This is a genomic window from Pseudomonas sp. Xaverov 83 (assembly GCF_019352905.1).
Classification (GTDB): Bacteria; Pseudomonadota; Gammaproteobacteria; order Pseudomonadales; family Pseudomonadaceae; genus Aquipseudomonas; species Aquipseudomonas yamanorum.
Map to the genome: position 1 here is coordinate 176,875 of NZ_JAAAFU010000029.1, position 25,457 is coordinate 202,331.

The following is a 25,457-nucleotide window of genomic DNA, read 5'->3' on the forward strand; positions in this document are numbered from 1 at the left end:
ATAGAAGGGATCAAAGCAGGAAGATGGTTGCCAGGCCCAGGAAGATGAAGAAGCCGCCACTGTCGGTCATGGCGGTGATCATCACACTGGCACCCATGGCCGGATCTCGCCCAAGGCGTACCAGGGTCATTGGAATCAGAACCCCCATCAAAGCCGCCAGCAGCAGGTTGAGCGTCATCGCCGCCGTCATGACCACACCGAGCGACCAACTGCCATACAGCAGGTAAGCCACGATACCGATGACGCCACCCCACACCAGGCCGTTGATCAGCGCGACCGCAAGCTCCTTGCGCATCAAACGCTTACCGTGCCCGGTACCCACCTGATCCAGCGCCATGGCACGCACGATCATGGTAATGGTCTGGTTACCCGAGTTACCGCCAATCCCGGCCACGATCGGCATCAGCGCAGCCAAGGCCACCAGCTTCTCGATGGAGCCTTCAAACAGCCCAATCACCCTTGATGCAATAAACGCGGTAATCAAATTGACTGCCAGCCAGGCCCAGCGGTTACGCAGGGACTTCCACACCGACGCAAAAATATCTTCTTCTTCTCGCAGACCGGCCATGTTGAGGACTTCGCTTTCGCTCTCCTCACGAATCAGGTCGACCATTTCATCGATGGTCAGACGGCCGATCAGCTTGCCGTTCTTGTCGACCACCGGGGCCGAGATCAAGTCATAACGCTCGAACGCCTGGGCAGCGTCGTAAGCGTCTTCGTCCGGATGGAAACTCACCGGGTCGCTGGCCATGACGTCCGCGACTTTCTTGTCCGGGTCATTGACCAGCAGGCGCTTGATCGGCAGCACGCCCTTGAGAATGCCTTCGTAATCGACCACGAACAGTTTGTCGGTGTGGCCTGGCAGCTCCTTGAGGCGGCGCAGGTAACGCAGTACCACTTCCAGGCTGACGTCTTCGCGGATGGTGACCATCTCGAAGTCCATCAACGCACCGACCTGCTCCTCGTCGTAGGACAACGCCGAGCGCACACGCTCACGCTGTTGGGCGTCGAGGGTTTCCATCAGCTCATGGACGACGTCACGCGGCAGCTCGGAAGCCAGGTCAGCGAGTTCGTCGGCATCCATGTCCTTGGCGGCAGCCAGGAGCTCGTGATCGTCCATGTCGGCGATCAGGGTTTCACGGACCGAGTCGGATACTTCAAGGAGGATGTCGCCGTCGCGATCAGCCTTGACCAACTGCCAAAGCGTCAGACGGTCATTAAGCGGCAAGGCTTCGAGGATGTAGGCAACGTCGGCAGAGTGCAGATCATCGAGCTTGCGTTGCAGCTCGACAAGGTTTTGCCGGTGGACCAGGTTCTCGACCCGGTCATGATTCGCGCCTTCCTGGCGATGCGTCAGGTCTTCGACCACACGCTGGCGCTGCAGCAGCTCGACGACTTGAGCCAGGCGATCCTGCAGGCTTTCTTGTGTTTTCTTTACTTCAACTTCGGTCATAGGCGAACTCCACTCCCAGCAGCGGGGCACGCCGGAAGGATCAATCAGTCAATTCATGATTGGTAAAACGGGGTACTGAGTAACTACTGGGTAAGTCCATGGAGGTGTTCCACAAGCCCCGGCGGGGCTGACGGGCGCAATGATACACCGGGCGGCCGCTTTTAACGTCAAAAAACTGGAAAGAACAAGCGCTTGCGACACAAAGCTGAGCATTGGCCACACATATGAACTGCGACGACGCCGCTTGAAAGGAAAACACATGGGCGGGAGAAAAAGGCGCCACGGGAAATAAAAACCCCAGACGGCAAAAAGCCCGCACTAGGCGGGCTTTTTGTTGTTTGGTGCACTCGACAGGATTCGAACCTGTGACCGCTCGGTTCGTAGCCGAGTACTCTATCCAGCTGAGCTACGAGTGCAGATTGTGTTTTTAGACCAGATCACAACTGGTTGAAGCCAAGTTACCTGCATTGCTGCAACTAACTCTTAAATGGTGCACTCGACAGGATTCGAACCTGTGACCGCTCGGTTCGTAGCCGAGTACTCTATCCAGCTGAGCTACGAGTGCATTTGTTGCCGCGCATTATAGGCCGTTCAATCTCTATGTAAAGCTATTTTTTCGTTTAATTTCAACAACTTAGCGAAAAAACCAGATTGCAACGTACTAAGCAAATAATGGCGGAGAACGGGGGATTCGAACCCCCGACACCCTTTTGAGGTGTACTCCCTTAGCAGGGGAGCGCCTTCGGCCACTCGGCCAGCTCTCCGCAACACGGGGCGTATATTAACCAGCTTCATCCCCGTTTGCAAACATAAAAAACGATAAAAATTAATGGCTTGGTTCTTCGTCCTTCTCTTTCTTGATCCGCAGGTAGATTTCCTCGCGGTGGACAGCCACCTCTTTCGGAGCGTTAACCCCGATACGCACTTGATTGCCTTTGACGCCGAGCACGGTCACGGTGATTTCGCCATCACCAATAATCAGGCTTTCTGCGCATCGACGAGTCAGAATCAACATACCTTTCTCCTCACGCATTTCATTTCGGGAACAACAGTCTGCAAAAAAAAGGCATTCGACCTACAACCAAACGGCCGTAGCCCTACCGCCTAAGTATTGTCGAACGCAGGCAAAAGGACAGGCCTTCACCACGCGCCCGGCAAAAAAATGAAAGGCGCGGATCACCGCGCCTTCCTGGCAACGCATCACTCGCCCTGTCGGGCCGGAGCGTCGAGCTCAAACGCGGTATGCAATGCGCGTACAGCCAGCTCCAGGTACTTCTCTTCGATCACCACCGACACCTTGATTTCCGAGGTGGAGATCATCTGGATGTTGATGCTTTCCTTGGCCAGGGCTTCGAACATGCGGCTGGCAACGCCGGCATGGGAACGCATGCCCACACCCACGATCGACACCTTGGCAATCTTGGTATCGCCGACCACTTCACGGGCGCCGATTTCCTTCGCGGTGTTCTGCAGGATCCGCTCCGCCGCATCGTACTCGTTGCGGTGCACGGTGAAGGTGAAATCGGTGGTGTTATCGTGCGAAACGTTCTGCACGATCATGTCGACTTCGATGTTCGCGCCACTGATAGGGCCCAGAATCTTGAAAGCCACGCCCGGGGTGTCTGGCACGCCACGGATAGTCAGCTTGGCTTCATCACGGTTGAAAGCGATACCGGAAATGATCGGCTGTTCCATGGATTCCTCTTCATCAATAGTAATGAGGGTGCCCGGACCCTCCTTGAAGCTGTGCAGTACGCGCAGCGGAACGTTGTACTTGCCGGCAAACTCAACGGCACGGATCTGCAAGACCTTGGAACCGAGGCTGGCCATTTCCAGCATCTCTTCGAAGGTGATCTTGTCCAGGCGCTGGGCCACGGACACAACCCGCGGGTCGGTGGTGTAGACGCCATCCACATCGGTGTAGATCTGGCACTCATCAGCCTTCAGGGCTGCCGCCAGGGCCACGCCGGTGGTGTCGGAACCGCCACGACCCAAGGTGGTGATGTTGCCGTGCTCGTCGACGCCCTGGAAACCGGCGACAACTACCACACGACCGGCCTTCAGGTCAGCGCGAATCTTCTGGTCATCAATCTGCAGGATGCGGGCTTTAGTGTGCGCGCTATCCGTAAGAATGCGGACCTGGTTGCCAGTGTAGGACACCGCCGGCACACCACGCTTGTTCAGCGCCATGGCCAGCAACGCGATGGTCACCTGCTCACCGGTGGAAATGATCACGTCCAGCTCACGGGGAACCGGTTGCTGATCACCACTGATTTGCTTGGCCAGATCGATCAGGCGATTGGTCTCGCCGCTCATGGCCGACAGCACCACCACCAGGTCATCGCCGGCATCGCGGAATTTCTTAACCTTGTCGGCGACCTGCTCGATTCTTTCGACAGAGCCGACCGAGGTGCCTCCAAATTTCTGTACGATCAAAGCCATTTCTAAGCCGCCTCAGCCCGTAAAGGGGCGCCTGTTATTCAATCAACCCGCACTGACTGAGCCCGCGACTAGACCACGGGCCCATTAACAGCGTCTTAAATACCTGCCTCGACAAACGGCACGGTCAGGGCCAGGGCCGCGTCCAGGGCGCCAGCGTCAACACCACCGCCTTGCGCCATGTCCGGACGACCACCGCCCTTCCCGCCCACTGCCGCGGCGGCTTGCTTCATCAAATCACCGGCCTTGAGTTGGCCAGTCAGGTCTTTGGTTACACCGGCAACCAGAACGACCTTCTCCTCATGGACACTGCCGAGCAGGATCACTGCGCGGCCGAGCTTGTTCTTCAACTGATCGACCAAGGCCAACAGCGCCTTGCCGTCCTGACCGTCCAGGCGCACGGCCAGCACTTTCACACCCTTGACGTCCAGGGCGGAAGCCGACAGATCGTCGCCCGCCGCGCTGGCCGCCTTGGCCTGCAACTGCTCCAGCTGTTTCTCCAGCTGACGGTTGCGCTCCAGTACGCCGGAGAGCTTGTCGATCAGGTTGTCGCGGCTGCCCTTGACCAGGCCGGCCGCTTCCTTGAGTTGTTCTTCTGCCGCATTGAGGTAGGCCAGGGCCGCAGCACCGGTGATCGCTTCAATACGACGCACGCCGGAAGCCACACCGCCTTCGCTGATGATTTTCAGCAGGCCGATGTCGCCGGTACGGCTGGCGTGGATACCGCCACACAGCTCCACCGAGAAGCTGCCGCCCATGCTCAGTACGCGCACTTCGTCGCCGTACTTCTCGCCAAACAGCGCCATGGCGCCTTTTTGCTTGGCGGTCTCGATGTCGGTTTCTTCGGTTTCCACCGGGGTGTTCTTGCGAATCTCGGCGTTGACGATGTCTTCCAGGGCCTTCAACTGCTCAGGCTTGATCGCCTCGAAATGACTGAAGTCAAAACGCAGGCGCTGGCTATCCACCAACGAACCCTTCTGCTGCACATGCTCACCCAGTACCTGACGCAACGCGGCGTGCAGCAAGTGAGTGGCCGAGTGGTTCAAAGCAGTTGCATGCCGTACGTCGGCATCTACCTGAGTGTCCACCGGCGCGCCGACGGTCAGGTTACCCAGCACCAGCACGCCGTGATGCAGGAACGCACCGCCGGTCTTGGTGGTGTCGCGCACTTCAAAGCGACCGGAGGTGGAGCTCAGGAAACCGCAGTCACCGACCTGGCCGCCGGACTCAGCGTAGAACGGGGTCTGATCCAGGACTACAACGCCCTCGTCACCTTCGTTCAGCACGTCGACCGACTTGCCGTCCTTATAGATAGCCACGATCTTGGCCGAGCCAACGGTAGCTTCATAACCAATGAACGAAGTCGCCACATCAACCTTTACCAGGGTGTTGTAGTCCAGGCCAAAGGAGCTGGCGGAACGGGCACGTACACGCTGGGCTTCCATCTCACGCTCAAACCCGGCTTCGTCGATAGTCAGCTCGCGTTCGCGGGCGATGTCGGCGGTCAGGTCCATCGGGAAACCGTAGGTGTCGTACAGCTTGAACACCACGTCGCCCGGCACCACGGTGCCTTTGAGTTCAGCCAGGTCCTGCTCGAGGATCTTCAGGCCGTGCTCCAGGGTCTTGGAAAACTGCTCTTCTTCAGCCTTGAGCACGCGCTCGATGTTGGCTTGCTGCTGCTTGAGTTCCGGGAAGGCATCGCCCATCTCGGCCACCAGCGCGGCAACGATCTTGTAGAAGAAGCTGCCGGTGGCGCCCAGCTTGTTACCGTGACGGCACGCGCGACGGATGATGCGGCGCAGCACATAGCCACGGCCTTCGTTCGACGGCAGCACGCCGTCGGCGATCAGGAAACCACAGGAACGGATGTGGTCCGATACAACCTTGAGGGACGACTGGTTGTCGTTGGCACAGCCAATGGCCGCGGCTGAAGCGCTCAGCAGGTTGGTGAACAGGTCGATCTCGTAGTTGGAGTGAACGTGCTGCATCACCGCACTGATCCGCTCCAGGCCCATGCCGGTGTCCACCGACGGCGCTGGCAACGGATGCAACACGCCATCGGCGGTGCGGTTGAACTGCATGAACACGTTGTTCCAGATTTCGATGTAGCGGTCGCCGTCTTCTTCCGGCGAGCCCGGTGGGCCGCCCCAGATGTCGGCGCCGTGATCGTAGAAAATCTCGGTGCAAGGGCCGCACGGGCCAGTATCGCCCATGGTCCAGAAGTTGTCGGAAGCGTAAGGCGCGCCCTTGTTGTCACCGATGCGAATCATGCGCTCGACCGGCACCCCGATTTGCTGGGTCCAGATGTCGTAGGCTTCGTCATCGGTGGCGTAGACGGTCACCCAGAGTTTTTCCTTCGGCAGCTTCAGCACGCCGGTCAGGAAGGTCCAGGCGAAGGTGATCGCATCTTTCTTGAAATAGTCGCCGAAGCTGAAGTTACCCAGCATCTCGAAGAATGTGTGGTGGCGGGCGGTGTAGCCCACGTTTTCCAGGTCGCTGTTCTTGCCGCCGGCGCGTACGCACTTCTGGCTGCTGGTGGCGCGGGTGTAGGCGCGCTTTTCCTGGCCCAGGAAGCAGTCCTTGAACTGGTTCATCCCCGCGTTAGTGAACAGCAGGGTTGGGTCATTGCCTGGGATCAAGGAGCTGGAGGCGACACGGGTGTGACCTTGCTCTTCGAAGAAGCGAAGGAAGGCTTCACGGATTTCTGCGCTTTTCATTAGGTTCTTCCACGGAGGCTGCGGCCAAAGGCCAGTGCTAAACGTCATCAGACGGAGCGACGGCAAAGGGCCGCATTATATCGGCCCTTTGCCCGTGGTACAGCGTGTTTATGTGATAGAAACAGTCAATTAGACGGTCTGCACTGTCATTTCCGGGAAAACTCGACAAATGTCGCGAGCACTTGCTCGATCTGTGCCCGGCTGACGTCCAGGTGAGTGACCATGCGCAAACGCGGCGCGGCACTCAACTTGATCCCGCGCTCGGCAGCAAACGCCTTCAAGGCCTGGGCCCGATCACCGATATCAACGTAGACCATATTGGTCTGCACCGGCTCCACCGTATAACCCGCCTTGCGCAGTTCATCCCCCAGCCATTGGGCGTTGGCGTGGTCGTCGGCCAGGCGCTGCACCTGGTGATCCAGGGCGTACAGCCCCGCCGCCGCCAGCGAACCGGCCTGACGCATGCCGCCACCGACCATTTTGCGCAACCGGCGAGCCTTGGCGATCAATGCCGTGGAGCCGCACAACACTGAGCCGATCGGCGCGCCCAGGCCTTTGGACAGGCACACCGACACCGAATCGAAGTGCTGGGCGATCTCCCGCGCATCCACCCCCAGCTTGACCGCCGCGTTGTAGAGCCGCGCGCCGTCCAGGTGCAAGGCCAGGCCGTACTCCCGGGTAAACGCCCGCGCAGCCGCGAGGTATTCAAGGGGCAGGACTTTGCCCTGCATGGTGTTTTCCAGCGCCAGCAGGCGGGTGCGGGCGAAGTGGAAGTCGTCCGGCTTGATCGCCGCCAGCACGTGCTCCAGGTTCAGGGAACCGTCGGCCTGCACTTCCAGGGGTTGTGGCTGGATCGAGCCGAGAACCGCCGCACCGCCGCCTTCGTATTTGTAGGTGTGAGCCTGCTGACCGACGATGTATTCCTCGCCACGCTCACAGTGCGCCATCAATGCCAGCAGGTTGCTCATGGTGCCGGTGGGCACGAACAAGGCCGCGGCAAAACCCAGGCGCTTGGCCAGTTCGGCTTCCAGGCGATTGACGCTCGGGTCCTCGCCGTAGACGTCGTCGCCGCTGGCGGCAGTGGCCATCGCCTCGAGCATGCCAGGGGTCGGTTGGGTCACTGTGTCGCTGCGCAGGTCAATCACGTTCATCAAACTAGCCTCTAGCGGATTGGAGCGTTTCTTGTGTTAACGATTACTGCGGGCAAACCCGCGGAATATCAAGCCCCGTGCTTGCACAATCGAATACCAACCAAACAAACCGATATAGGTTATCGATAAACCAACCGTGCAGTTTCTGAAAAACCATGATAAAAACTCTCCGCCGCCAGGGTTCTGGCGGCAACGTTCTCAGGGCGGGGTGTAATTCCCCACCGGCGGTAATTGCACGCAATGTGCATAGCCCGCGAGCGCTTGGCGCCTCGAACTGCCTCGGCAGGACGGCGACAAGGTCAGCAGACCCGGTGTGATCCCGGGGCCGACGGTCATAGTCCGGATGAAGAGAGAACGGGATTGGCACCTAAGGGCCGCGCTGACGTCATGTTCACATGAGCCAGCTGTGCGTACCCTTAAATCCCATTCGATTCATAACGCCCTGTTTTTTTCTTAAACAGGAGTCAGAACATGCAACCCACCGCAATCGACAGCAAAAGCAAAAACCATCACGGCGAGCGCGTCGCGTTTATCCAGGCCTGCTGGCACAAGGATATTGTCGATCAGAGCCGTAAAGGTTTCCTCGCCGAAATGATCGCCCAGGGCTACCAGGAATCGGACATCGATTTCTTCGAAGTCGGCGGCGCCTTTGAATTGCCCCTGCACGCCAAGCTGCTGGCCAAGTCCGGCCGTTATGCCGGTATCGTCGCGGCCGCCCTGGTGGTGGACGGCGGGATCTACCGTCACGAGTTCGTGGCCCAGTCCGTAGTCAGCGGCCTGATGCAGGTCCAGCTGGAAACCGAAGTGCCGGTGTTCTCGGTATCTCTGACCCCGCACCACTTCCACGCGGGCAGCGAGCACCACACGTTCTTTTATGAGCACTTCGTCCACAAAGGCCAGGAAGCGGCACGCACCTGCGCCGACACCCTGCACAAGGTTCGCGCACTGCGTCGCAATGAGCCACGGGCGGTAGCGGTTTAAGCAACACCACCAAGCCCAGTCTCAGAGCCGGGCTTGTGTGGGAGCTGGCTTGCCTGCGATAGGATCGCCTCGGTGTATCTGGCAGACCGAGTTGATCTTATCGCAGGCAAGCCACCAGCTCCCACATTTGACCGAGTCAGTCTCGGGAGTCAGGCCAGGCCAGCATCCGTGGTCGGCACAATCAATATCCCTGCGCGCAAGCCATTCTTGACCTTCGGGTTCGGGAAGATGATGCGTGCGCCCTCCTCCTCGATTACCCAACGGGTCTTGGCAATGTCCTCGGCCAGCAGGTAACCCTTCTCCAACTCCGAAAAGTTTTCCACGTCCGCCGGCAAGTGCAGGACGAAGGTATCGCTGTGCTTGATCACTTCCCGGGAGACGCTGAACAGCTTCAAGCCGTCCAGGCTCTCGGTGGCCGGCTCGCTGCCTTCGATGATCTGCTTGAGGCGGGTTTCCAGGCGCGATACGTCCACGCCCTGGTTCTGCCCGAACGGCCGGGCCTTGCCCAACTCCAGGGTGAAGGACTCAGCCTCAAGCTGCTCGTAGGTAAACGCGGTGAAAGTGATCGAGGTCTTGTTCTGCAGCAGCACCGCCTCCATGCCGGCGGCTCGCAGGCGCGCCAGCTCGGCACGCGAATGCTGACGACCATCTTTCCACGGATACAGCGCGAACTGCTCGATCTTCGAGCCACGGATGGCGGTGTGCAGGTCGTAGTGCAAACGGCTACGCCCCGGCACGCTGAAGAAGGTACGGGCCAACTGTTCGAGCTCGGCGGCGCGCATGGCTTCGGGGCCAATGCTTTGTTCATGACGGCCGTTGAACAGCCGGTTGACGTCCAGTTCAAGGTAACGCTCGCCGCGGCGCATGGCCTCGGGGTTACCGAACAGGAACAGAATACGGGTGCGGGGCTTGATCTCCCCACGGGCAATGCCTTGCAGCAAGCGGTCGGCCAATTCGATCGGCGCGGTTTCGTTGCCATGGATGCCGGACGACAGCAGCACGTCGCTGCCGTTGTCCCGCGCCTCAGGAGGCCGCACTTCCAGCGCGCCCTCACTGAGCCAGCGCAGTTGCACGCCGTCGACAGTCAGTTGAATTTTTTGCGCCGGTTCGCGACCGGCGAGGGTCAGTTCAAGCAGTTTGCCGAGGGCGAGCATAAGCAGCTTCCTTAGTGGTTGCAGCCAGGACCGTGGACGTGATCGTCATCATCACCTTCAACGTCGGCCGGTTCCATTTCCAGTTGCAGGCTCATCAGGTTGGTGGCCAATGGGCGCATCAGCAGGTTGGCGTATTCCGCGTCGCCCTCTTCCACGTCAACGCCGATCAACAGTTGGCCACGGCCGTCGTGCTGGATCCAGATCTCCTTGCCCTGCCACACCACGGCGACGCGGGTGCAGGACGTTTCCAGCTGGGTGCCGTCGGTGTCTTCAAGGATCAGTTTCAGGGTGTCGGTGGTCATAAATAGTTCTCAGCCGTGCGGCGTTAATTGATCTGGAAAGGATAAACCGAGCCCAGTTTAAGGATTTGCGTCAGTTCATCCAGTGCCGTCCGGCACTCAAGCAGCAATTGCGGGTCAGCCAGGTCGGTTTCCCGCAGGCTGTCGCGGTAGTGCTTGTCGACCCATTGGGTCAGCGTGTCGTACAACGGCACCGTCATGATAACCCCTGGGTTGACCGCCGCCAGTTCGGTTTCATTCAACGCGACGCGCAAGCGCAGGCACGCCGGGCCACCGCCGTTCTGCATGCTTTGCTTGAGGTCGAAGACTTTGACTTCGCGGATCAACCCGCCGGAAGACGTCAGGCCTTGCAGGTACTGCCAGACGCGTTCGTTGGCGCGGCATTCTTCCGGCACGATCAGCAGCATCGAACCGTCGGCGCGGCTCAGCAACTGGCTGTTGAACAGGTAGGAACGCACCGCATCTTCAACGCCGACCTGGGCACGGGGCACGCAGATCGACTGGAAATTGCCACCGAGCTTGCCGAGTTTGCCCTGCAATTCGCCGAGCATCTGATCGGTATTGAGGAACGCGTCCTCGTGATAGAACAGCACCTCGCCGTTGCCCACTGCGATCACGTCGTTGTGAAACACACCGGCATCGATCACCGCCGGGTTCTGCTGGGCGTAGACCACGCCGTCATCCCGCAGGCCGTGCAGGCGCGCGACTGCCTGGGAGGCTTCGAGGGTCTGGCGCGCCGGGTACTTTTGCGGCGCCGGGTAGCGGGTGTCGAACGCACTGCGGCCGAATACGAAAAACTCTACGCCCGCCTCGCCATAGTCACGGCAGAAACGCGTGTGGTTGGCCGCGCCTTCGTCGCCGAACTGCGCCACTGCCGGTAATGCGGCGTGGTGGGCGAAGTGCTTCTGATCAGCGAACATCGCCCCCAGCACGCGGCTGGTGGTCGGGTGCTCGATGCTGCGGTGGTATTTGCAGTTGAGGTTGGCGGCAGTGAAATGTACGCGGCCATCGGCGGTGTCGGCGCTCGGGCTGACGGTGGCGGCGTTGGCCACCCACATGCTCGACGCCGAGCAGCTGGCAACCAGCAGCGGCATGGCTTGCTTGGCGGCCTGCTGGATGACTTGTGCGTCGGTACCGGCAAAACCGAGACTGCGCAAGGCGGCCACATCCGGACGTTCCTGGGGCGCCAGCACACCTTGCACAAAGCCCATTTCCATCAGCGCTTTCATCTTCGCCAGGCCTTGCAGCGCCGCTTCCTTCGGGTTGGAGGACTGCTGGCTGTTGCTCTGGGACGCGACGTTGCCGTAGGACAAACCGCCGTAGTTATGGGTCGGCCCCACGAGACCGTCAAAATTGACTTCACAGGATTTCATCGGCGAGGCTCCACGAACATCTGTATTTTTTATAGGCATCAAGTGCAGATCTGTATCTGTTAACCCGATCAAGTGTGGGAGCTGGCTTGCCTGCGATGCGGGCAACTCGGTCATTCAGATACACCGAGGTGATGCCATCGCAGGCAAGCCAGCTCCCACATTAGATCAGTGTCACTTTCACTTAAGCGTTACGCCCGGGGTCAGTGTTGCTGGCAACACCAGGCTCGGGGTCTCAAGGGAGGCCACCGGGTACGCGCAATAATCCGCCGCGTAATAGGCGCTGGCGCGATGGTTGCCCGAAGCCCCTACCCCGCCAAATGGCGCGCTGCTCGCAGCCCCCGTCAGCTGTTTGTTCCAGTTGACGATCCCGGCACGGCTTTCCAGCCAGAACTGCTGGTAACGCGCCTCGGAATCCGACAGCAACCCGGCCGCCAAGCCGTATTGGGTGTTGTTGGCCTCGGCAATCGCCGCCTCGAAATCGGTGTAGCGGATCACTTGCAGCAGCGGGCCGAACAGCTCTTCGTCAGCGCGATCCGTCACCTCGCTCACATCGATAATCCCCGGCGTCAGCAACGCAGCCTGGGCCTGGGGTTGGGTCATTTCCAACAGCGCCACGGCGCCATTGGCCAGCAGCAATTCCTGGGCATCCATCAATGCCTTGGCGGCACCGAGGGAAATCACCGAGCCCATGAACGGCGCCGGTTGTTGGTCAAACGCGCCGACTTCAATGGTCGAACTCACCGCCACCAGGCGTGCGAGCAACGCATCACCCCAGGCGCCTTGCGGCACCAGCAGGCGACGGGCACAGGTGCAGCGCTGGCCGGCCGAGATAAATGCCGACTGGATAATGGTGTACACCGCCGCGTCCACGTCGGCCACTTCGTCCACCACCAGCGGATTGTTGCCGCCCATTTCCAGCGCAAGGATCTTGTCCGGGCGCCCGGCGAATTGCTGGTGCAGATGGTTGCCGGTGCGGCTGGAGCCGGTGAAGAACAAACCGTCGATACCCGGATTGGCCGCCAGGGCGATCCCGGTTTCCCGCGCGCCTTGCAGCAGGTTCAACACGCCCGCCGGCAGGCCGGCGTCGATCCAGCATTGCACGGTCAGCTCGGCGACTTTCGGGGTCAGTTCGCTCGGTTTGAACAGTACGGTATTACCCGCCAGCAAGGCCGGCACGATGTGGCCGTTAGGCAGGTGACCCGGAAAGTTGTAAGGGCCAAATACCGCCACCACACCGTGGGGCTTGTGACGCAATACGGCAGTGGCGTCGCCCAGTGGGCCGCTCTTCTCGCCGGTACGTTCGCGGTAGCTTTGCACCGAGATCGCCACCTTGTTGACCATGCTCGTGACTTCGGTCGCCGATTCCCACAATGGCTTGCCGGTTTCCTCACCGATGCAGCGGGCGAGTTCGTCGGCACGGCTTTTCAGGTTGGCGGCGAAGGCTTCCAGCACGCTCAGGCGTTCTTCCAGGGAGCGCTTGGCCCAGGCCGGAAACGCCTGGCGTGCAGCCTGAACGGCAGACTCGACCTGCTCGGTGGTAGCGCCATTACCCGACCACACGACCTGCTGGGTCACCGGGTTCAGCGACTCAAACACTTCACCCTGGCCAGCCAGCCACTCACCTGCGATGTATAGCGAATTCATTTATTTCGACTCCCGGGCAGCGGACAACGGTACGGCACGCACTTGATCACCAGCGATCAGTTGCAGGCGCTTGGCGGTCTGTTGATCGACCACCAGGGTGCCCGCAGCCAACCGCGCCGGTGCGGCGGTAATGCGGCAATCTTCGCGTTTACGGTTATGGATCAGGAACGGCGTGGCGTCGTCGCCCGGCGTACCAATCGCCAGCACCAGCGCTTCGCTGTCGCGCACGGCGCGGATCTTGGTGGTTTCACATTCCACCGCCGGGCCCGCGTCGAAGATGTCGACGTAGCCCTGGTAGCTGAAGCCTTCGCTCTTGAGCATGCTCAGGGCCGGCTCGGTGTCGGTGTGGACCTTGCCGATCACGTTGCGTGCGTCTTCAGACAGGAAGCAGGTGTACAGCGGAAACTTCGGCATCAGCTCGGCGATAAACGCCTTGTTGCCCACGCCGGTGAGGTAGTCGGCCTGGCTGAATTCCATCTTGAAGAAGTGTCGGCCCAGGCTTTCCCAGAACGGCGAACGCCCGGCTTCGTCAGACATGCCACGCATTTCGGCGATGATCTTGTTGCCGAACAGCTGCGGGAATTCCGCGATAAACAGCATGCGCGCCTTGGCCAGCATGCGACCGTTAAGGCCGTTGCGGTAATCGGCGTGCAGGAACAACGAGCACAACTCGGAGTTGCCGGTCAGGTCGTTGGCCAGAAACAGCGTCGGGATTTCACGGTAGATGTTCAGCTCCTGAGAGGCGCTGACCGTCAGGCCGACCCGGAAGTTGTACCAAGGCTCACGCAGGCCGACGGCACCGGCGATGGCGGAAATCCCCACCACGCGGCCTTCGTCGTTTTCCAGCACGAACAGGTAGTCCGCATCACCACGCCCGGCTTCGCCGCGAAAGGTCTTTTCAGCCCAGCCGACCCGGTGGGTCAGGCGCTCTTCGTTGGCCGGCAAGGTGGTGAGGCCGGTGCCGGTGCTGCGCGCCAGATCAATCAGGGCCGGTAAATCGCTGCTGCGTACGGGACGAACGATCATGCTATCTCCTCAAACGGGCCGCCTTGCAAGCCACCCGCGAAACTCATTCTTAAACCGCTACCAGTCGAACGCTGGCACCCTCGCCGACGCCCAGGGCTTCGGCGGTTTCCAGGTCCAGGGTCACTGGCTTGCCCGGTGCGTAGTCCAGTTCCAGCATCACCGCGCGGTAATCCTGCAACTGGCCGTTGCTGACCAGGTACTGGCGACCGACACCCTTGACCATCTCACCGATCTTCACCGGCACCACACGGCTCTGGGCGATCGAGCGAATGCCCGAGACCCGCGCGTGCAGGGTTGGGCCGCCGTCGAAGATGTCGATGTAATGGTCAGTCTCGAAGCCTTCTCGCATCAGGATGTCGAAGGTGATCTGCGCCCGTGGGTGCACCTGGCCCATGGCTTCCTGGGCGGCGTCCGGCAACAGCGGCACGTAGATCGGGTAATGCGGCATCAGTTCGGCCAGGAAGGTCCGGCTCTTCAACCCGCACAGGCGCTCGGCAGCGGCGTAGTTGAGGTCGAAGAAGTTGCGGCCGATGGCGTCCCAGAACGGCGAATCACCGTTCTCGTCGCTGTAGCCCACAATCTCGGTGACCACGGAATCCGCGAAGCGCTCCGGGTGACCGGCCACGAACAGCAGGCGGCCACGGGAGTTGAGTTCCGACCACGGCGAACCCACCAGCTCCGGCACCACGTAGAAACTGGTCAGCAGGCTGTTGCCGGTGAGGTCATGGCACTGCGAGAGCACGTGGATCTTGTTGTGGATCTTCAGCTCGCGGGAAGCATGCACGAAGGTTTCGTTGCGGAAGCTGTAGAACGGTTCCGAGTAGCCCGCCGAAGCGACGATGGCCGAGCAGCCCACCAGCTTGCCGGCGTCGGTGTCTTCAAGCACGAAGAAATAGCTTTCTTCGCCGTTGAAGCTGACCTCGGCGGCGAAGGACGCTTCGCTCGCGGCGATCTTGTCGCTCAGGCGTTCGACATCATCCGGCAAGGAGGTGACACCAATCGGGCTGTCCGCAGCCAGACGCTGTACCTCGCCCAGATCAGCCATTTGCGCGGGGCGCATCACCAGCATGGTGTCACTCCTTAACTCGAAAAACTCACAGAGGGAAAAATGCCGGACAGGGGAACTGCCTACACAGGACTTATTGTGTAAGCAGATCCATGTGGGAGCCGGGCTTGCCCGCGATGACGGTGTGTCAGTCAGCACAGAGGTTGCCTGTGGCACCGCCATCGCAGGCAAGCCAGCTCCCACACTTGATCCGGTCCGGCCTTAAAATTTTTGTTCGACGCCAGGATCGCCAGGCGCCAAACGGTCTATCAGGCTTGCGTCAGCTTTTTAACAGCACGCTCGAAGCGGTCCAGGCCTTCCTGGATATCGGCATCTTCCACCACCAGGCTCGGGGCGAAACGCACCACATCCGGGCCGGCTTGCAGGATCATCAAGCCTTCGCGCTCGGCGGCGTTGAAGATGTCCTTGGCCTTGCCTTTCCAGGCATCGCTCAGCACGCAACCGAGCAGCAGGCCCAGGCCACGCACTTCGGTGAAGATGCCGTATTGCTGGCCAATCTTCTCCAGACGGGAAACGAACAAGTCGTGCTTGGCATTAACGCCAGCCAGCACTTCCGGGGTGTTGATCACGTCGATCACCGCTTCCGCCACCGCGCACGCCAGCGGGTTGCCGCCGTAGGTGGTGCCGTGGGTGCCGACCACCAGGTGCTTGGCCAGGTCTTCGCGGGTCAGCATGGCGGCAATCGGGAAACCGCCGCCCAGGCTCTTGGCGCTGGTGAGAATGTCCGGTACGACGCCGTAATGCTGATAGGCGAACAGCTCGCCGCTGCGGCCCATGCCGGTTTGCACTTCGTCGAACACCAGCAGCGCGTTGTTCGCGTCGCACAGGTCACGGGCACCTTGCAGGTACGACAGTTCTGCCGGCAATACGCCGCCTTCGCCCTGGATCGGCTCCAGCACCACGGCGCAGGTTTTGTCCGAGACGGCGGCTTTCAGCGCCTCCAGGTCGTTATACGGCACGTGGGTGATGCCGACGATCTTCGGACCGAAGCCGTCGGAATACTTCGACTGGCCACCCACGTTCACGGTGAACAGGGTGCGGCCGTGGAAGCTGTTCAGCGCGGCGATGATTTCGTATTTTTCGGTGCCGAAGCGGTCGAACGCTACGCGACGGGCCAGCTTGAAAGCGGCCTCGTTGGCTTCGGCGCCGGAGTTGCAGAAGAACACACGCTCGGCAAACGTGGCGTCGATCAGCTTATGGGCCAGGCGCAGGGCCGGCTCATTGGTGAAGACGTTGGACACGTGCCACAGCTTGTTGGCCTGTTCGGTCAGTGCACCGACCAGCGCCGGGTGGGCATGGCCCAATACGTTGACCGCGATGCCGCCGGCAAAGTCGATCAGCTCTCGGCCCGCCTGGTCCCATACGCGGGAACCTGCGCCACGCACGGGGATGAAAGCGGCAGGTGCGTAGTTGGGAACCATGACCTGGTCGAAATCGGCACGTTGCACCGGGGCTTGCTCAACGGACATCGGAGTCTCCTGAAGAGGAACGCCTGCCTGAAACTGGCGGGCGATGCAGGGATTGTAAGGACAGTTTTCAGCGCGGCCTTGCCGCCAAGCGACAACTTCTTATAGCGCCAACCCGCGATTTTCGCGGGTTTACGCCAATGCGACAAATAGCATCGCAATGGCGCAGTTTAAACCGCCCGGGCCTGTTTTGGGCGGTCGGTGAGGCACAACTATCTAATGCCGTCGCCGATGGCCGTTTTGGTCTGCTGTTGATCTCATCCGTGCACAGGAACAGCGCCATGCCTGGAGATGCCAGCCGAGCATTGATGCCTAGCCGCGCTCGGACGGCACCGACGACAACTCGAACGGGCTGCTACTGCGGCGCTGGTTGCGGTCTTCACGAGGGGTGGCGCCGAAGAAGTTGCGGTAGGCGCTGGAGAAGTGCGGCCCCGAGGAGAAGCCGCAGGACAGGCCGATCTGGATGATCGACTTGCTGGTTTGCATGAGCATCTGGCGGGCCTTGTTCAGGCGCAGTTCCAGGTAGTACTGGCTGGGGACGCGATTGAGGTATTGCTTGAAGATCCGCTCGAGCTGTCGTCGGGATACGCACACGTGCTGGGCGATTTCGTCGGTGGTCAGCGGTTCTTCGATGTTGGCTTCCATCAGCAAAACCGCCTGGGTCAGCTTTGGATGGCTGGAACCCAGGCGGTTTTGCAGCGGGATGCGCTGGCGCTCGCCGCCTTCGCGGATGCGCTCTACCACCAGTTCTTCCGAGACGGCACCGGCCAGTTCGGCGCCGTGGTCACGGGCCAGCACCGCCAGCAGCAGGTCGAGTACCGACATGCCACCGCAGGCGGTCAGGCGGTCACGGTCCCAGTCGAACAGATGGCTGGTGGCGATGACCTTGGGGAAACGCTCGGCGAAATCGTCCTGCCAGCGCCAGTGCACGGCGGCGCGATAGCCGTCGAGCAAACCGAGTTGGGCCAGCGGGTAAACACCGGCCGACAGACCGCCAATCACGCAGCCGGCGCGCACCAGTTGCTTGAGGGCGGTGCTGAGCTGGGAAGCAATGACGGTCGGTGGTTCATCCGCCAGCAGGAACAGCTTTTGAAAGCCTTCCAGCTTGCCGGCCCAAGGTTCACCCGGCAGCTGCCAGGCACCGTCGATTGGCGGTTCGGCCTGCAAAAACGAGAGTTCGTACACCACGTCCGGATGCACCCGCTGAGCAACGCGCAAGGCCTCCTCAGCCAGCGCAAGCGTCAGTGCTTTAGTGCTGGGCCAAATCAGGAAACCAATTCGATGGGCAGTCATGGAGTGCTATCCGAAGCGAGTAACAGTAATGAAGACAAAGGCCAATGCTAGCCCGTAAACCGACACAAATCTCAAACCATATGGAGATCTAATGTGGGAGCTGGCTTGCCTGCGATGGCGGCGTGTCTGTGCCAGAGAGGCAAACTGACCCACCGCTATCGCAGGCAAGCCAGCTCCCACAGGGGATCGGGGTCAGCCTTAAAGCTGTGAAGCTTGCACTAATTCAGTGCATAAAAGCAGTCCTGTTTACTTCAAGCTGCCGGAAAGAAACTGCTGCAAACGCTCGGACTGTGGGTTTACCAGCACTTCGCGCGGGTTGCCACGTTCTTCAACGATGCCTTTGTGCAGGAACACCAGTTGGTTGGAGACTTCACGGGCAAAGCCCATTTCGTGGGTCACCACCACCATGGTCCGGCCTTCCTGGGCCAGGTCCTGCATCACCTTGAGCACTTCGCCCACCAGCTCCGGGTCGAGGGCCGAGGTGGGTTCGTCGAACAGCATCACCTCAGGCTCCATCGCCAGGGCCCGGGCAATCGCTACGCGCTGCTGCTCGCCGCCGGACATGTGGCCAGGGAACGCATCCTTACGATGGCCCACACCGACTTTAGCCAGGTAGTGCTCGGCCTTTTCCCTGGCGTCTTTTTTCGACATGCCGAGGACGTGCACCGGTGCTTCCATGACGTTTTCCAGCGCAGTCATGTGGGACCACAGGTTGAAGTGCTGGAACACCATCGACAGTCGCGAACGCATGCGTTGCAGCTGTTTCGGGTCTGCAGCCTTCATGGCGCCGTCTTTGTTGGCCACCAGTTTCAGCTCTTCATTATTGAGCAGAATCTTGCCGGCGTGGGGTTGCTCCAGCAGGTTGATGCAGCGCAAAAAGGTACTTTTGCCCGAGCCACTGGACCCGATGATGCTGATCACATCACCGGCCGCGGCGGCCAGGGACACACCTTTGAGCACTTCATGACTGCCATAGCGTTTATGCAGGTCTTGGACTTCAAGTTTGTACATGCGGTCGGTTCTCACAAAAACAGTTGGTCAGTCGTTGAGCAAGCGCCCGTGCCGCAGCGCTTCGCGCCCCGCCACCTTGGCCAGCCAGAAACCCGCTTGGGCATAACGTAGCCGTTCAACGGCAAACAACACCCCAGGCGTGTCCGCGCAAACAATGCTCACGCGGTCGGACAAGGGATCGATCACTTCAAATATCGGGTCGCCGGCTTCCACCACATCCCCGGCTTTACGCAGGTAGCTGATCACACCGGCGTGGGGCGCGAACAACAACTCGGTGCCTTCAAAGGGCAGGCCTTCGCAGGCTTCGTATTGCGGCGCGGGCCATTCACCACGGATCAGGCCTTGTTCGGCGAGGAACGCCAGGATGCCTTCGGCGTGGAAAATCGCTTCGTCACGGCCGGTATCGGCCTGGCCGCCCAACTCCAAGGTCGTCGCCAGGCACGCCAATGGAATCTGCGCCTCGGGAAATGCCCGGGACAGCCGCAACCACGGCAGCGAACAGGCCTCGTCAAACGAACTGCCGCCGGAATCTTCCGCCAGCAGGCCGACCTTCACATTCAGATGCGCCGACAGCGAACGCCACTGCGGCCAGTGTTGCGGCAGCGCGTACATGTGCAACGCGGCTTCGGCGTCGCAATGCAGGTCGAGGACCACGTCGGCGGTGCAGGCATGGCTCAGCAACACCCGCTGCATGCCTTGCAGTTGGCTGCTCGGCTCCGGCAAGGCGTTCAGCGCGTCGCTCATGGCCTGGCGGATCAAGCGCACATTGGCGTGAGGATCATCCCCCAGCTTACCGTTGAGCAACTCTGTAACCGGCTCGCTCAACTCAACGAAATCGCGGTTGAAATTCTTGCCGCTGCCGATCTCGAAACGGCCCTGGTGGCTGCCTTGCAGCAACTGCCCCAGGCCCATCGGATTGGCGACGGGGACCAGCTCGATCACGCCGTTGAGGGCGCCTTGCTGTTCCAGTTCCGTCAGGCGCTTTTTCAGCTCCCAGGCGGCGCGCATGCCGGGCAATTCATCGGCGTGGAGGCTGGCCTGGATATAAGCCTTGCGCTCGCCGCTGCCGAAACGGAACACCGTCAGTTGGCGTTCGCAGCCCAAATGCCCCCAGGGCAACAGGTGATCGACACGTTCCATATCAATGCTTCCGTGGAGCCAGGTAGCTCAGCCAGCGGCCTTCGGCCAACTTGAACAGGCGCACCAGGATGAAGGTCAGGCACAGGTAGAACGCACCCGCAGTGATATAGGCTTCGAACGGCAAATAGTACTGGGCGTTCACCGTGCGCGCGGCACCGGTGATGTCGATCAGGGTGACGATGGAGGCCAGGCTCGTGGTCTGGAGCATCATGATCACTTCGTTGCTGTACTGCGGCAGCGCGCGGCGCAGGGCCGATGGCAGCAGAATCCGGCGATACAGCTTGTAGCGCGACATGCCCATGGCCTTGGCCGCTTCGATCTCGCCATGGGGCGTGGCCTTGAGGCTGCCGGCGATGATTTCGGCGGTGTAGGCGCTGGTGTTCACAGCAAACGCAAGGCACGCACAGAAGGTCGCGCTGGACAGCAGTGGCCACAGGAAGCTTTCGCGCACCGCTTCGAACTGGGCCAGGCCGTAGTAGATCAAGAACAACTGCACCAGCATCGGCGTGCCGCGAATCACGTAGGTGTACAGCCAGGCAACGCCGTTGACAATCGGCTGCTTGGACACGCGCATCAGGCCCAGGGGCAAGGCCGCGAGCAAGCCGAAGAACAGCGAAATGGCCAGCAGTTTCAAGGTGGTCAGCAAGCCGCCGAGGTACAGCGGCATGGCCTCCCAGATGACGTTGTAGTCGAAGATCATAGATCAGCCGCCTTTACGCCTACCGAGTAGCGCTTCTCAAGATGACGCAGGGCCAGCAACGACACGCTGGTGATCACCAGGTACATCGCCGCCACTGCGAGGAAGAAGGTAAAAGGTTCGCGGGTGGCGTCTGCCGCCTGCTTGGCCTTGAACATCATGTCTTGCAGGCCCACCACCGAAATCAGCGCAGTAGCCTTGGTCAGTACCAGCCAGTTGTTGGTAAACCCGGGGATCGCCAGCCGAATCATCTGCGGCACCATCACCCGGAAAAACACCTGGAACGGGCTCATGCCATACGCCAGGCCGGCTTCGGCCTGGCCCTTGGGAATGGCCATGAAGGCGCCACGGAAGGTTTCCGAAAGGTAGGCGCCAAAGATGAAACCCAGGGTGCCGATACCGGCGGCCAAGGGGTTCAAGTCAATGTAGTCGTTGTAGCCGAGCAACGGCGCAACGCGGTTAAGCAGGTCCTGACCGCCGTAGAAAATCAGCAGGATCAGCACCAGGTCGGGGATCCCGCGGATCACCGTGGAGTACAGGTCGCCCAGCCAGGCCAACCAGCGCACCGGCGAGAGGCGCAACGCGACCCCGATCAGACCCAGAACAATGGCCAAGGCCATGGACGACAAGGCGAGCTGAAGCGTCAACCATGCGCCATCGAGGATGACAGCCCCGTAGCCTTTCAACATGATTCAGGTCCTCGAAAAGGGGGATGAAAAAATGGCGCAAACTTCAGAGATCCTGGTGCTTGCGCCATTCTGGACAGACAGCTGCGACGAGTTACTTAGGGTCAGCGCCGTAAATATCGAAGTCGAAGTACTTGTCCTGGATCTTCTTGTATTCGCCGTTGGCACGGATCGCTGCGATGGCCGCGTTGATCTTGTCCAGCTCGGCCTTGTCGCCTTTACGTACTGCGATGCCTACACCGTCGCCGAAGTATTTGACGTCGGTGAACTGTGGGCCCACGAACGCGTAGCCTTTACCGGCTGGAGTCTTCAGGAAACCGTCTTGCAGCAGGGTGGCGTCAGCCACGGTGCCATCGAGGCGACCGGCTTCCACGTCCAGGTAGATTTCGTTCTGCGAGCTGTAAGGAACAACCGTGGCGCCTTTAGGGGCCAGGACTTCCTTGGCGAAACGGTCGTGGATCGAACCGCGCTGCACACCGATCTTCTTGCCTTTGAGTTCGTCCAGGCTTTCGCTGACGGTGGTGCCTTCCTTCATCACCAGGCGCGCTGGGGTCAGGTAGTAGCGGGTGGTGAAGTCCACGGACTTCTTGCGATCTTCAGTGATGGACATGGACGACAGGATCGCGTCGATCTTGCGCACTTTCAGCGCTGGGATCAGGCCGTCGAACTCTTGCTCGACCCATACACACTTGACCTTCATCTCTGCGCACAGGGCGTTGCCGATGTCGTAGTCAAAACCCACGATGCTGCCATCCGGCGCCTTCGAGGCAAACGGAGGGTAAGCCGCTTCGATACCAATCTTCAGGGGCTTTTCATCAGCGAAAGCCTGCATGGACAGCACGGACAGCGCCAGGGCGCCCAACAGCACGAGTTTCTTCATCTTGGGACTCCATCGGTATAGGGCAAAACAGCAGTATGAGCCAGGGCCCACGATGCGAATGAGTGAAACCGAATAGCGGTGCTGCGTCCTGCGCCAGTTCAGCATCGGCGACGACGAGCGAGTGATCGGCATTCTAACGACAGGCCGGAAGCCGATATTTCCTCAATGCGACAACAATTTACAGAAGCACCGAGAAAGCGGTTCCAGCACATTGACAGCCTCTGGATTTTATGCAGAGGCAAAAGATATTAAACCTGTTAACGCTGCAAGTTGCGGGCCTATTATTCGCAAACCCTTCTAGCACGGCAAGTGTAGCGTTGGATCTAATTTTTCGGGGCGTCTAAAACGCGGGTTTTCGGGGCAACGGCGTAGCACTTTGCCTCATGTTTGGGCGTGGGGTTACACATTTACCGGGTTCGGTAACATTCAGAAATATCCCACCACACAATCCGATATTTATTGGCCTTGTGTAAGTCGCTCCACTGAATGACCAATCTTGGAATGCAATCAAAATGTGGGAGCGGCGGTGCGACGATTCGACTTGCTCGCGAAGGCGGTGTATCAGTGAGTGATGTGCTGGCTGACACGCCGCCTTCGCGAGCAAGCCCGCTCCCACAGGGGTTATAGGTCGTCTGTCCGATCGCACAAAAAAGCCCCACCCGGCCTACGCCGAATGGGGCTTTGTCCCACAAACCCGCCTTACGCGACGTTCATGGTCTTGTGCGTTTCGATCAAATGCGCCACCACACTTGGGTCCGCCAGGGTGGAGATATCCCCCAACCCGTCGTATTCAGCGGTGGCAATCTTGCGCAGGATCCGGCGCATGATTTTCCCCGAACGGGTCTTCGGCAAGCCCGGCGCCCACTGGATCACATCCGGTGAAGCAATCGGCCCGATCTCTTTACGCACCCAGTTTTTCAGCTCCAGGCGCAGCGCTTCATTCGGCTCTTCGCCGTTTTTCAGCGTGACATACACGTAGATGCCCTGGCCCTTGATGTCGTGGGGCACACCCACCACTGCCGCTTCCGCGACTTTCGGGTGGGCAACCATGGCGCTTTCAATCTCGGCGGTGCCCATACGGTGGCCGGACACGTTCAACACGTCGTCCACCCGACCGGTGATCCAGTAGTAGCCATCCTCGTCACGACGCGCACCGTCGCCGGTGAAGTACATGCCACGGAAGGTCTTGAAGTAGGTGTCCACAAACCGGTCATGGTCGCCATACAGGGTACGTGCCTGGCCCGGCCACGAATCCAGAATCACCAGGTTACCCTCGGCCACACCTTCAATCAGGTTGCCGAGGTTATCCACCAGCGCCGGCACCACACCAAAGAACGGACGCGCCGCCGAACCCGGCTTCAGTGCATGGGCGCCCGGCAGCGGGCTCATCATGTTGCCGCCGGTCTCGGTCTGCCACCAGGTGTCCACGATCGGGCAACGGGATTGGCCGACGTTCTTGTAGTACCAGTCCCACGCTTCCGGGTTAATCGGCTCACCCACCGAACCCAGCAGGCGCAAGCTGCTGCCATCGGCGCCTTCGCAGGCAGCGGTGCCGGAAGCCATCATGGCGCGGATCGCGGTCGGTGCGGTGTAGAGGATGTTGACTTTATGCTTGTCGACGATCTTCGCCACCCGGGTGATGTCCGGGTAGTTCGGCACGCCTTCGAACATCAGCGTGGTCGCGCCGTTGGCCAGTGGGCCATAGACGATATAGGTGTGGCCGGTGACCCAGCCAACGTCAGCGGTGCACCAGTAGATTTCCCCCGGGCGGTAGTCGAACACGCGCTCGTGGGTCAGGGCTGCGTACAGCAGGTAGCCGCCGGTGGTGTGCTGCACGCCCTTCGGCTTGCCGGTGGAGCCGGAGGTGTAAAGGATGAACAGCGCTTCTTCGGCGCCCATCTCTTTCGGCGCACACACGGTGCCCGCCACTTTCATCAGGTCTTCGTACCAGATGTCGCGATGCTGGTTCCACTTGATGTTGCCGCCGGTGCGCTTGCACACGATGACTTTCTGAATGCTGCTGGTTTCCGGGTTGGTCAGGGCGTCGTCGACGTTGGCCTTCAGGGAAATTTTCTTGCCGGCACGAATGCCTTCGTCGGCAGTGATCACCACCTTGGATTTGCAGTCGATGATCCGACCGGCCAGGGCCTCTGGCGAGAACCCGCCAAACACCACCGAGTGAATCGCACCGATCCGGGCACAGGCCAGCATGGCGACCGCAGCTTCGGGAATCATCGGCATATAGATAGTCACCACGTCGCCGCGATGCACATCCTGGCCGCGCAGGGCGTTGGCGAACTTGCAGACTTCTTCATGCAGCTCGCGGTAGGTGATGGTGCGGCTTTCGGTAGGGTCGTCGCCCTCCCAGATGATTGCCGGCTGGTCGCCACGCTCAGCGAGATGGCGGTCCAGGCAGTTGTAGGAAACGTTGAGGGTGCCGTCGGCAAACCACTTGATGTCGACATGGTGATCGTCGAAGGAGGTCTGCTTCACCGTGGTGAAAGGCTTGATCCAGTCAAGGCGCTTGGCTTGCTCGCGCCAGAAACCGTCGGGGTTGACCACCGACTGCTGGTACATGGCCTTGTAGGTCGCCTCGTCAGTCAGCGTGTTGGCTGCTACTTCGGGGCGAACGGGGTACAGAGAAGCCGCACTCATCTTTCTTACCTCGGTGACATAGTTGTTGTTGTATGGCCCTGTTGTAGCCGGGCCGGCCCTATAGAACCATTCGACGATGGTAGTAACAAGCCCCTACAAATTGCCCACCTATCCCCTGGCAGCGCTCTGGCCCGTGGCCTGTGGCGCTTTGCAGGTTTCTGAAAAAACCTTCATCTCGGGATTGTTACAAAAACCACCAATAGTGTTTATCAAAAGCACGGGTATATGAATATAACTCGCACGCCTAAAATCAACCTCGCCATCAAGGCACTGTGATTAACAACGTAACAGCCCCCACGAAGGCAACGTTAATCCGAACTTCCCAA

The 25,457-nt window shown here is 60.2% G+C and carries 20 protein-coding genes, 3 tRNA genes and 1 riboswitch; of the genes, 1 reads left to right on the forward strand and 22 read right to left on the reverse strand.

The features are described from left to right. Positions 1 to 10: 10 nt before the first annotated feature. The 8 genes from mgtE to ltaE form a co-directional block, all read right to left on the reverse strand. Entirely contained in the window at positions 11 to 1,453 is a 1,443-nt protein-coding gene (gene mgtE, locus K0H47_RS12160; protein ID WP_063027866.1) for a magnesium transporter, read from the reverse strand. 339 nt (positions 1,454 to 1,792) lie between these two features. Beyond that, a tRNA-Arg gene (locus tag K0H47_RS12165) sits at positions 1,793 to 1,869 on the reverse strand. Between the two features lie 72 nt (positions 1,870 to 1,941). Then, positions 1,942 to 2,018, reverse strand: a tRNA-Arg gene (locus K0H47_RS12170). Between the two features lie 108 nt (positions 2,019 to 2,126). Then, positions 2,127 to 2,217: transfer RNA gene (locus K0H47_RS12175), tRNA-Ser, on the reverse strand. Positions 2,218 to 2,279: 62 nt separating this feature from the next. Next, the gene (gene csrA, locus K0H47_RS12180) at positions 2,280 to 2,468 is read right to left on the reverse strand and encodes a carbon storage regulator CsrA (RefSeq protein WP_002554426.1); all 189 of its coding nucleotides are present in this window, start codon (positions 2,466 to 2,468) and stop codon (positions 2,280 to 2,282) included. A 185-nt stretch (positions 2,469 to 2,653) separates the two neighbouring features. Further along, entirely contained in the window at positions 2,654 to 3,895 is a 1,242-nt protein-coding gene (locus K0H47_RS12185; protein WP_003214308.1) for an aspartate kinase, read from the reverse strand. Between the two features lie 95 nt (positions 3,896 to 3,990). Next, positions 3,991 to 6,609 carry an alanine--tRNA ligase gene (gene alaS, locus K0H47_RS12190; protein ID WP_063027864.1) on the reverse strand — a complete coding sequence of 873 codons (2,619 nt, stop codon included), beginning with the start codon at positions 6,607 to 6,609 and terminating at the stop codon, positions 3,991 to 3,993. Positions 6,610 to 6,755: 146 nt separating this feature from the next. Further along, positions 6,756 to 7,760, reverse strand: a complete 1,005-nt coding sequence (gene ltaE / locus K0H47_RS12195) for a low-specificity L-threonine aldolase (RefSeq protein WP_219272751.1) — start codon at positions 7,758 to 7,760, stop codon at positions 6,756 to 6,758. A 190-nt stretch (positions 7,761 to 7,950) separates the two neighbouring features. Continuing rightward, a riboswitch (FMN riboswitch) is annotated at positions 7,951 to 8,120 on the forward strand. Positions 8,121 to 8,231: 111 nt separating this feature from the next. Here ltaE and K0H47_RS12200 point away from each other — a divergent pair. Further along, positions 8,232 to 8,741 carry a 6,7-dimethyl-8-ribityllumazine synthase gene (locus K0H47_RS12200; RefSeq protein ID WP_017475890.1) on the forward strand — a complete coding sequence of 170 codons (510 nt, stop codon included), beginning with the start codon at positions 8,232 to 8,234 and terminating at the stop codon, positions 8,739 to 8,741. Positions 8,742 to 8,890: 149 nt separating this feature from the next. On the opposite strand, the gene astE is transcribed toward K0H47_RS12200, so the two are convergent. The 14 genes from astE to acs form a co-directional block, all read right to left on the reverse strand. Beyond that, entirely contained in the window at positions 8,891 to 9,895 is a 1,005-nt protein-coding gene (gene astE / locus K0H47_RS12205) for a succinylglutamate desuccinylase (RefSeq protein WP_177025727.1), read from the reverse strand. Positions 9,896 to 9,906: 11 nt separating this feature from the next. Next, on the reverse strand, positions 9,907 to 10,197 hold the full coding sequence (locus tag K0H47_RS12210) for a hypothetical protein (RefSeq protein ID WP_003214319.1): 291 nt from the start codon (positions 10,195 to 10,197) through the stop codon (positions 9,907 to 9,909). A gap of 23 nt (positions 10,198 to 10,220) precedes the next feature. Beyond that, a complete protein-coding gene (gene astB / locus K0H47_RS12215; RefSeq protein WP_219272753.1) occupies positions 10,221 to 11,567 on the reverse strand; it encodes an N-succinylarginine dihydrolase in 1,347 nt (448 codons plus the stop codon). Between the two features lie 177 nt (positions 11,568 to 11,744). Beyond that, positions 11,745 to 13,211, reverse strand: a complete 1,467-nt coding sequence (astD, locus tag K0H47_RS12220; protein ID WP_177025725.1) for a succinylglutamate-semialdehyde dehydrogenase — start codon at positions 13,209 to 13,211, stop codon at positions 11,745 to 11,747. Beyond that, entirely contained in the window at positions 13,212 to 14,237 is a 1,026-nt protein-coding gene (gene astA / locus K0H47_RS12225) for an arginine N-succinyltransferase (protein WP_003214325.1), read from the reverse strand. It abuts the gene before it with no gap. 49 nt (positions 14,238 to 14,286) lie between these two features. After that, positions 14,287 to 15,306, reverse strand: coding sequence for an arginine/ornithine succinyltransferase subunit alpha (gene aruF, locus K0H47_RS12230; protein ID WP_063027854.1), 1,020 nt, complete (start codon positions 15,304 to 15,306; stop codon positions 14,287 to 14,289). A 245-nt stretch (positions 15,307 to 15,551) separates the two neighbouring features. After that, on the reverse strand, positions 15,552 to 16,772 hold the full coding sequence (locus K0H47_RS12235; protein WP_003214332.1) for an aspartate aminotransferase family protein: 1,221 nt from the start codon (positions 16,770 to 16,772) through the stop codon (positions 15,552 to 15,554). 309 nt (positions 16,773 to 17,081) lie between these two features. Further along, positions 17,082 to 18,062: a GlxA family transcriptional regulator gene (locus tag K0H47_RS12240; RefSeq protein ID WP_003214334.1), complete on the reverse strand. Its 981-nt coding sequence runs from the start codon at positions 18,060 to 18,062 to the stop codon at positions 17,082 to 17,084. Positions 18,063 to 18,308: 246 nt separating this feature from the next. Next, positions 18,309 to 19,073, reverse strand: a complete 765-nt coding sequence (locus tag K0H47_RS12245) for an ABC transporter ATP-binding protein (protein WP_003214336.1) — start codon at positions 19,071 to 19,073, stop codon at positions 18,309 to 18,311. A 27-nt stretch (positions 19,074 to 19,100) separates the two neighbouring features. Then, positions 19,101 to 20,213: a succinylglutamate desuccinylase/aspartoacylase family protein gene (locus K0H47_RS12250; RefSeq protein WP_219272756.1), complete on the reverse strand. Its 1,113-nt coding sequence runs from the start codon at positions 20,211 to 20,213 to the stop codon at positions 19,101 to 19,103. A 1-nt stretch (position 20,214) separates the two neighbouring features. Further along, on the reverse strand, positions 20,215 to 20,913 hold the full coding sequence (locus tag K0H47_RS12255) for an ABC transporter permease (RefSeq protein WP_010165618.1): 699 nt from the start codon (positions 20,911 to 20,913) through the stop codon (positions 20,215 to 20,217). Continuing rightward, positions 20,910 to 21,599: an ABC transporter permease gene (locus K0H47_RS12260; RefSeq protein ID WP_003214341.1), complete on the reverse strand. Its 690-nt coding sequence runs from the start codon at positions 21,597 to 21,599 to the stop codon at positions 20,910 to 20,912. The genes K0H47_RS12255 and K0H47_RS12260 overlap by 4 nt, the downstream gene beginning before the upstream one ends. Before the next feature lie 91 nt (positions 21,600 to 21,690). Beyond that, positions 21,691 to 22,476, reverse strand: coding sequence for an ABC transporter substrate-binding protein (locus K0H47_RS12265; protein ID WP_063027848.1), 786 nt, complete (start codon positions 22,474 to 22,476; stop codon positions 21,691 to 21,693). Positions 22,477 to 23,175: 699 nt separating this feature from the next. Continuing rightward, complete coding sequence (gene acs, locus K0H47_RS12270) at positions 23,176 to 25,131, reverse strand: acetate--CoA ligase (protein WP_177025723.1); 1,956 nt, start codon at positions 25,129 to 25,131, stop codon at positions 23,176 to 23,178. Positions 25,132 to 25,457 lie beyond the last annotated feature (326 nt).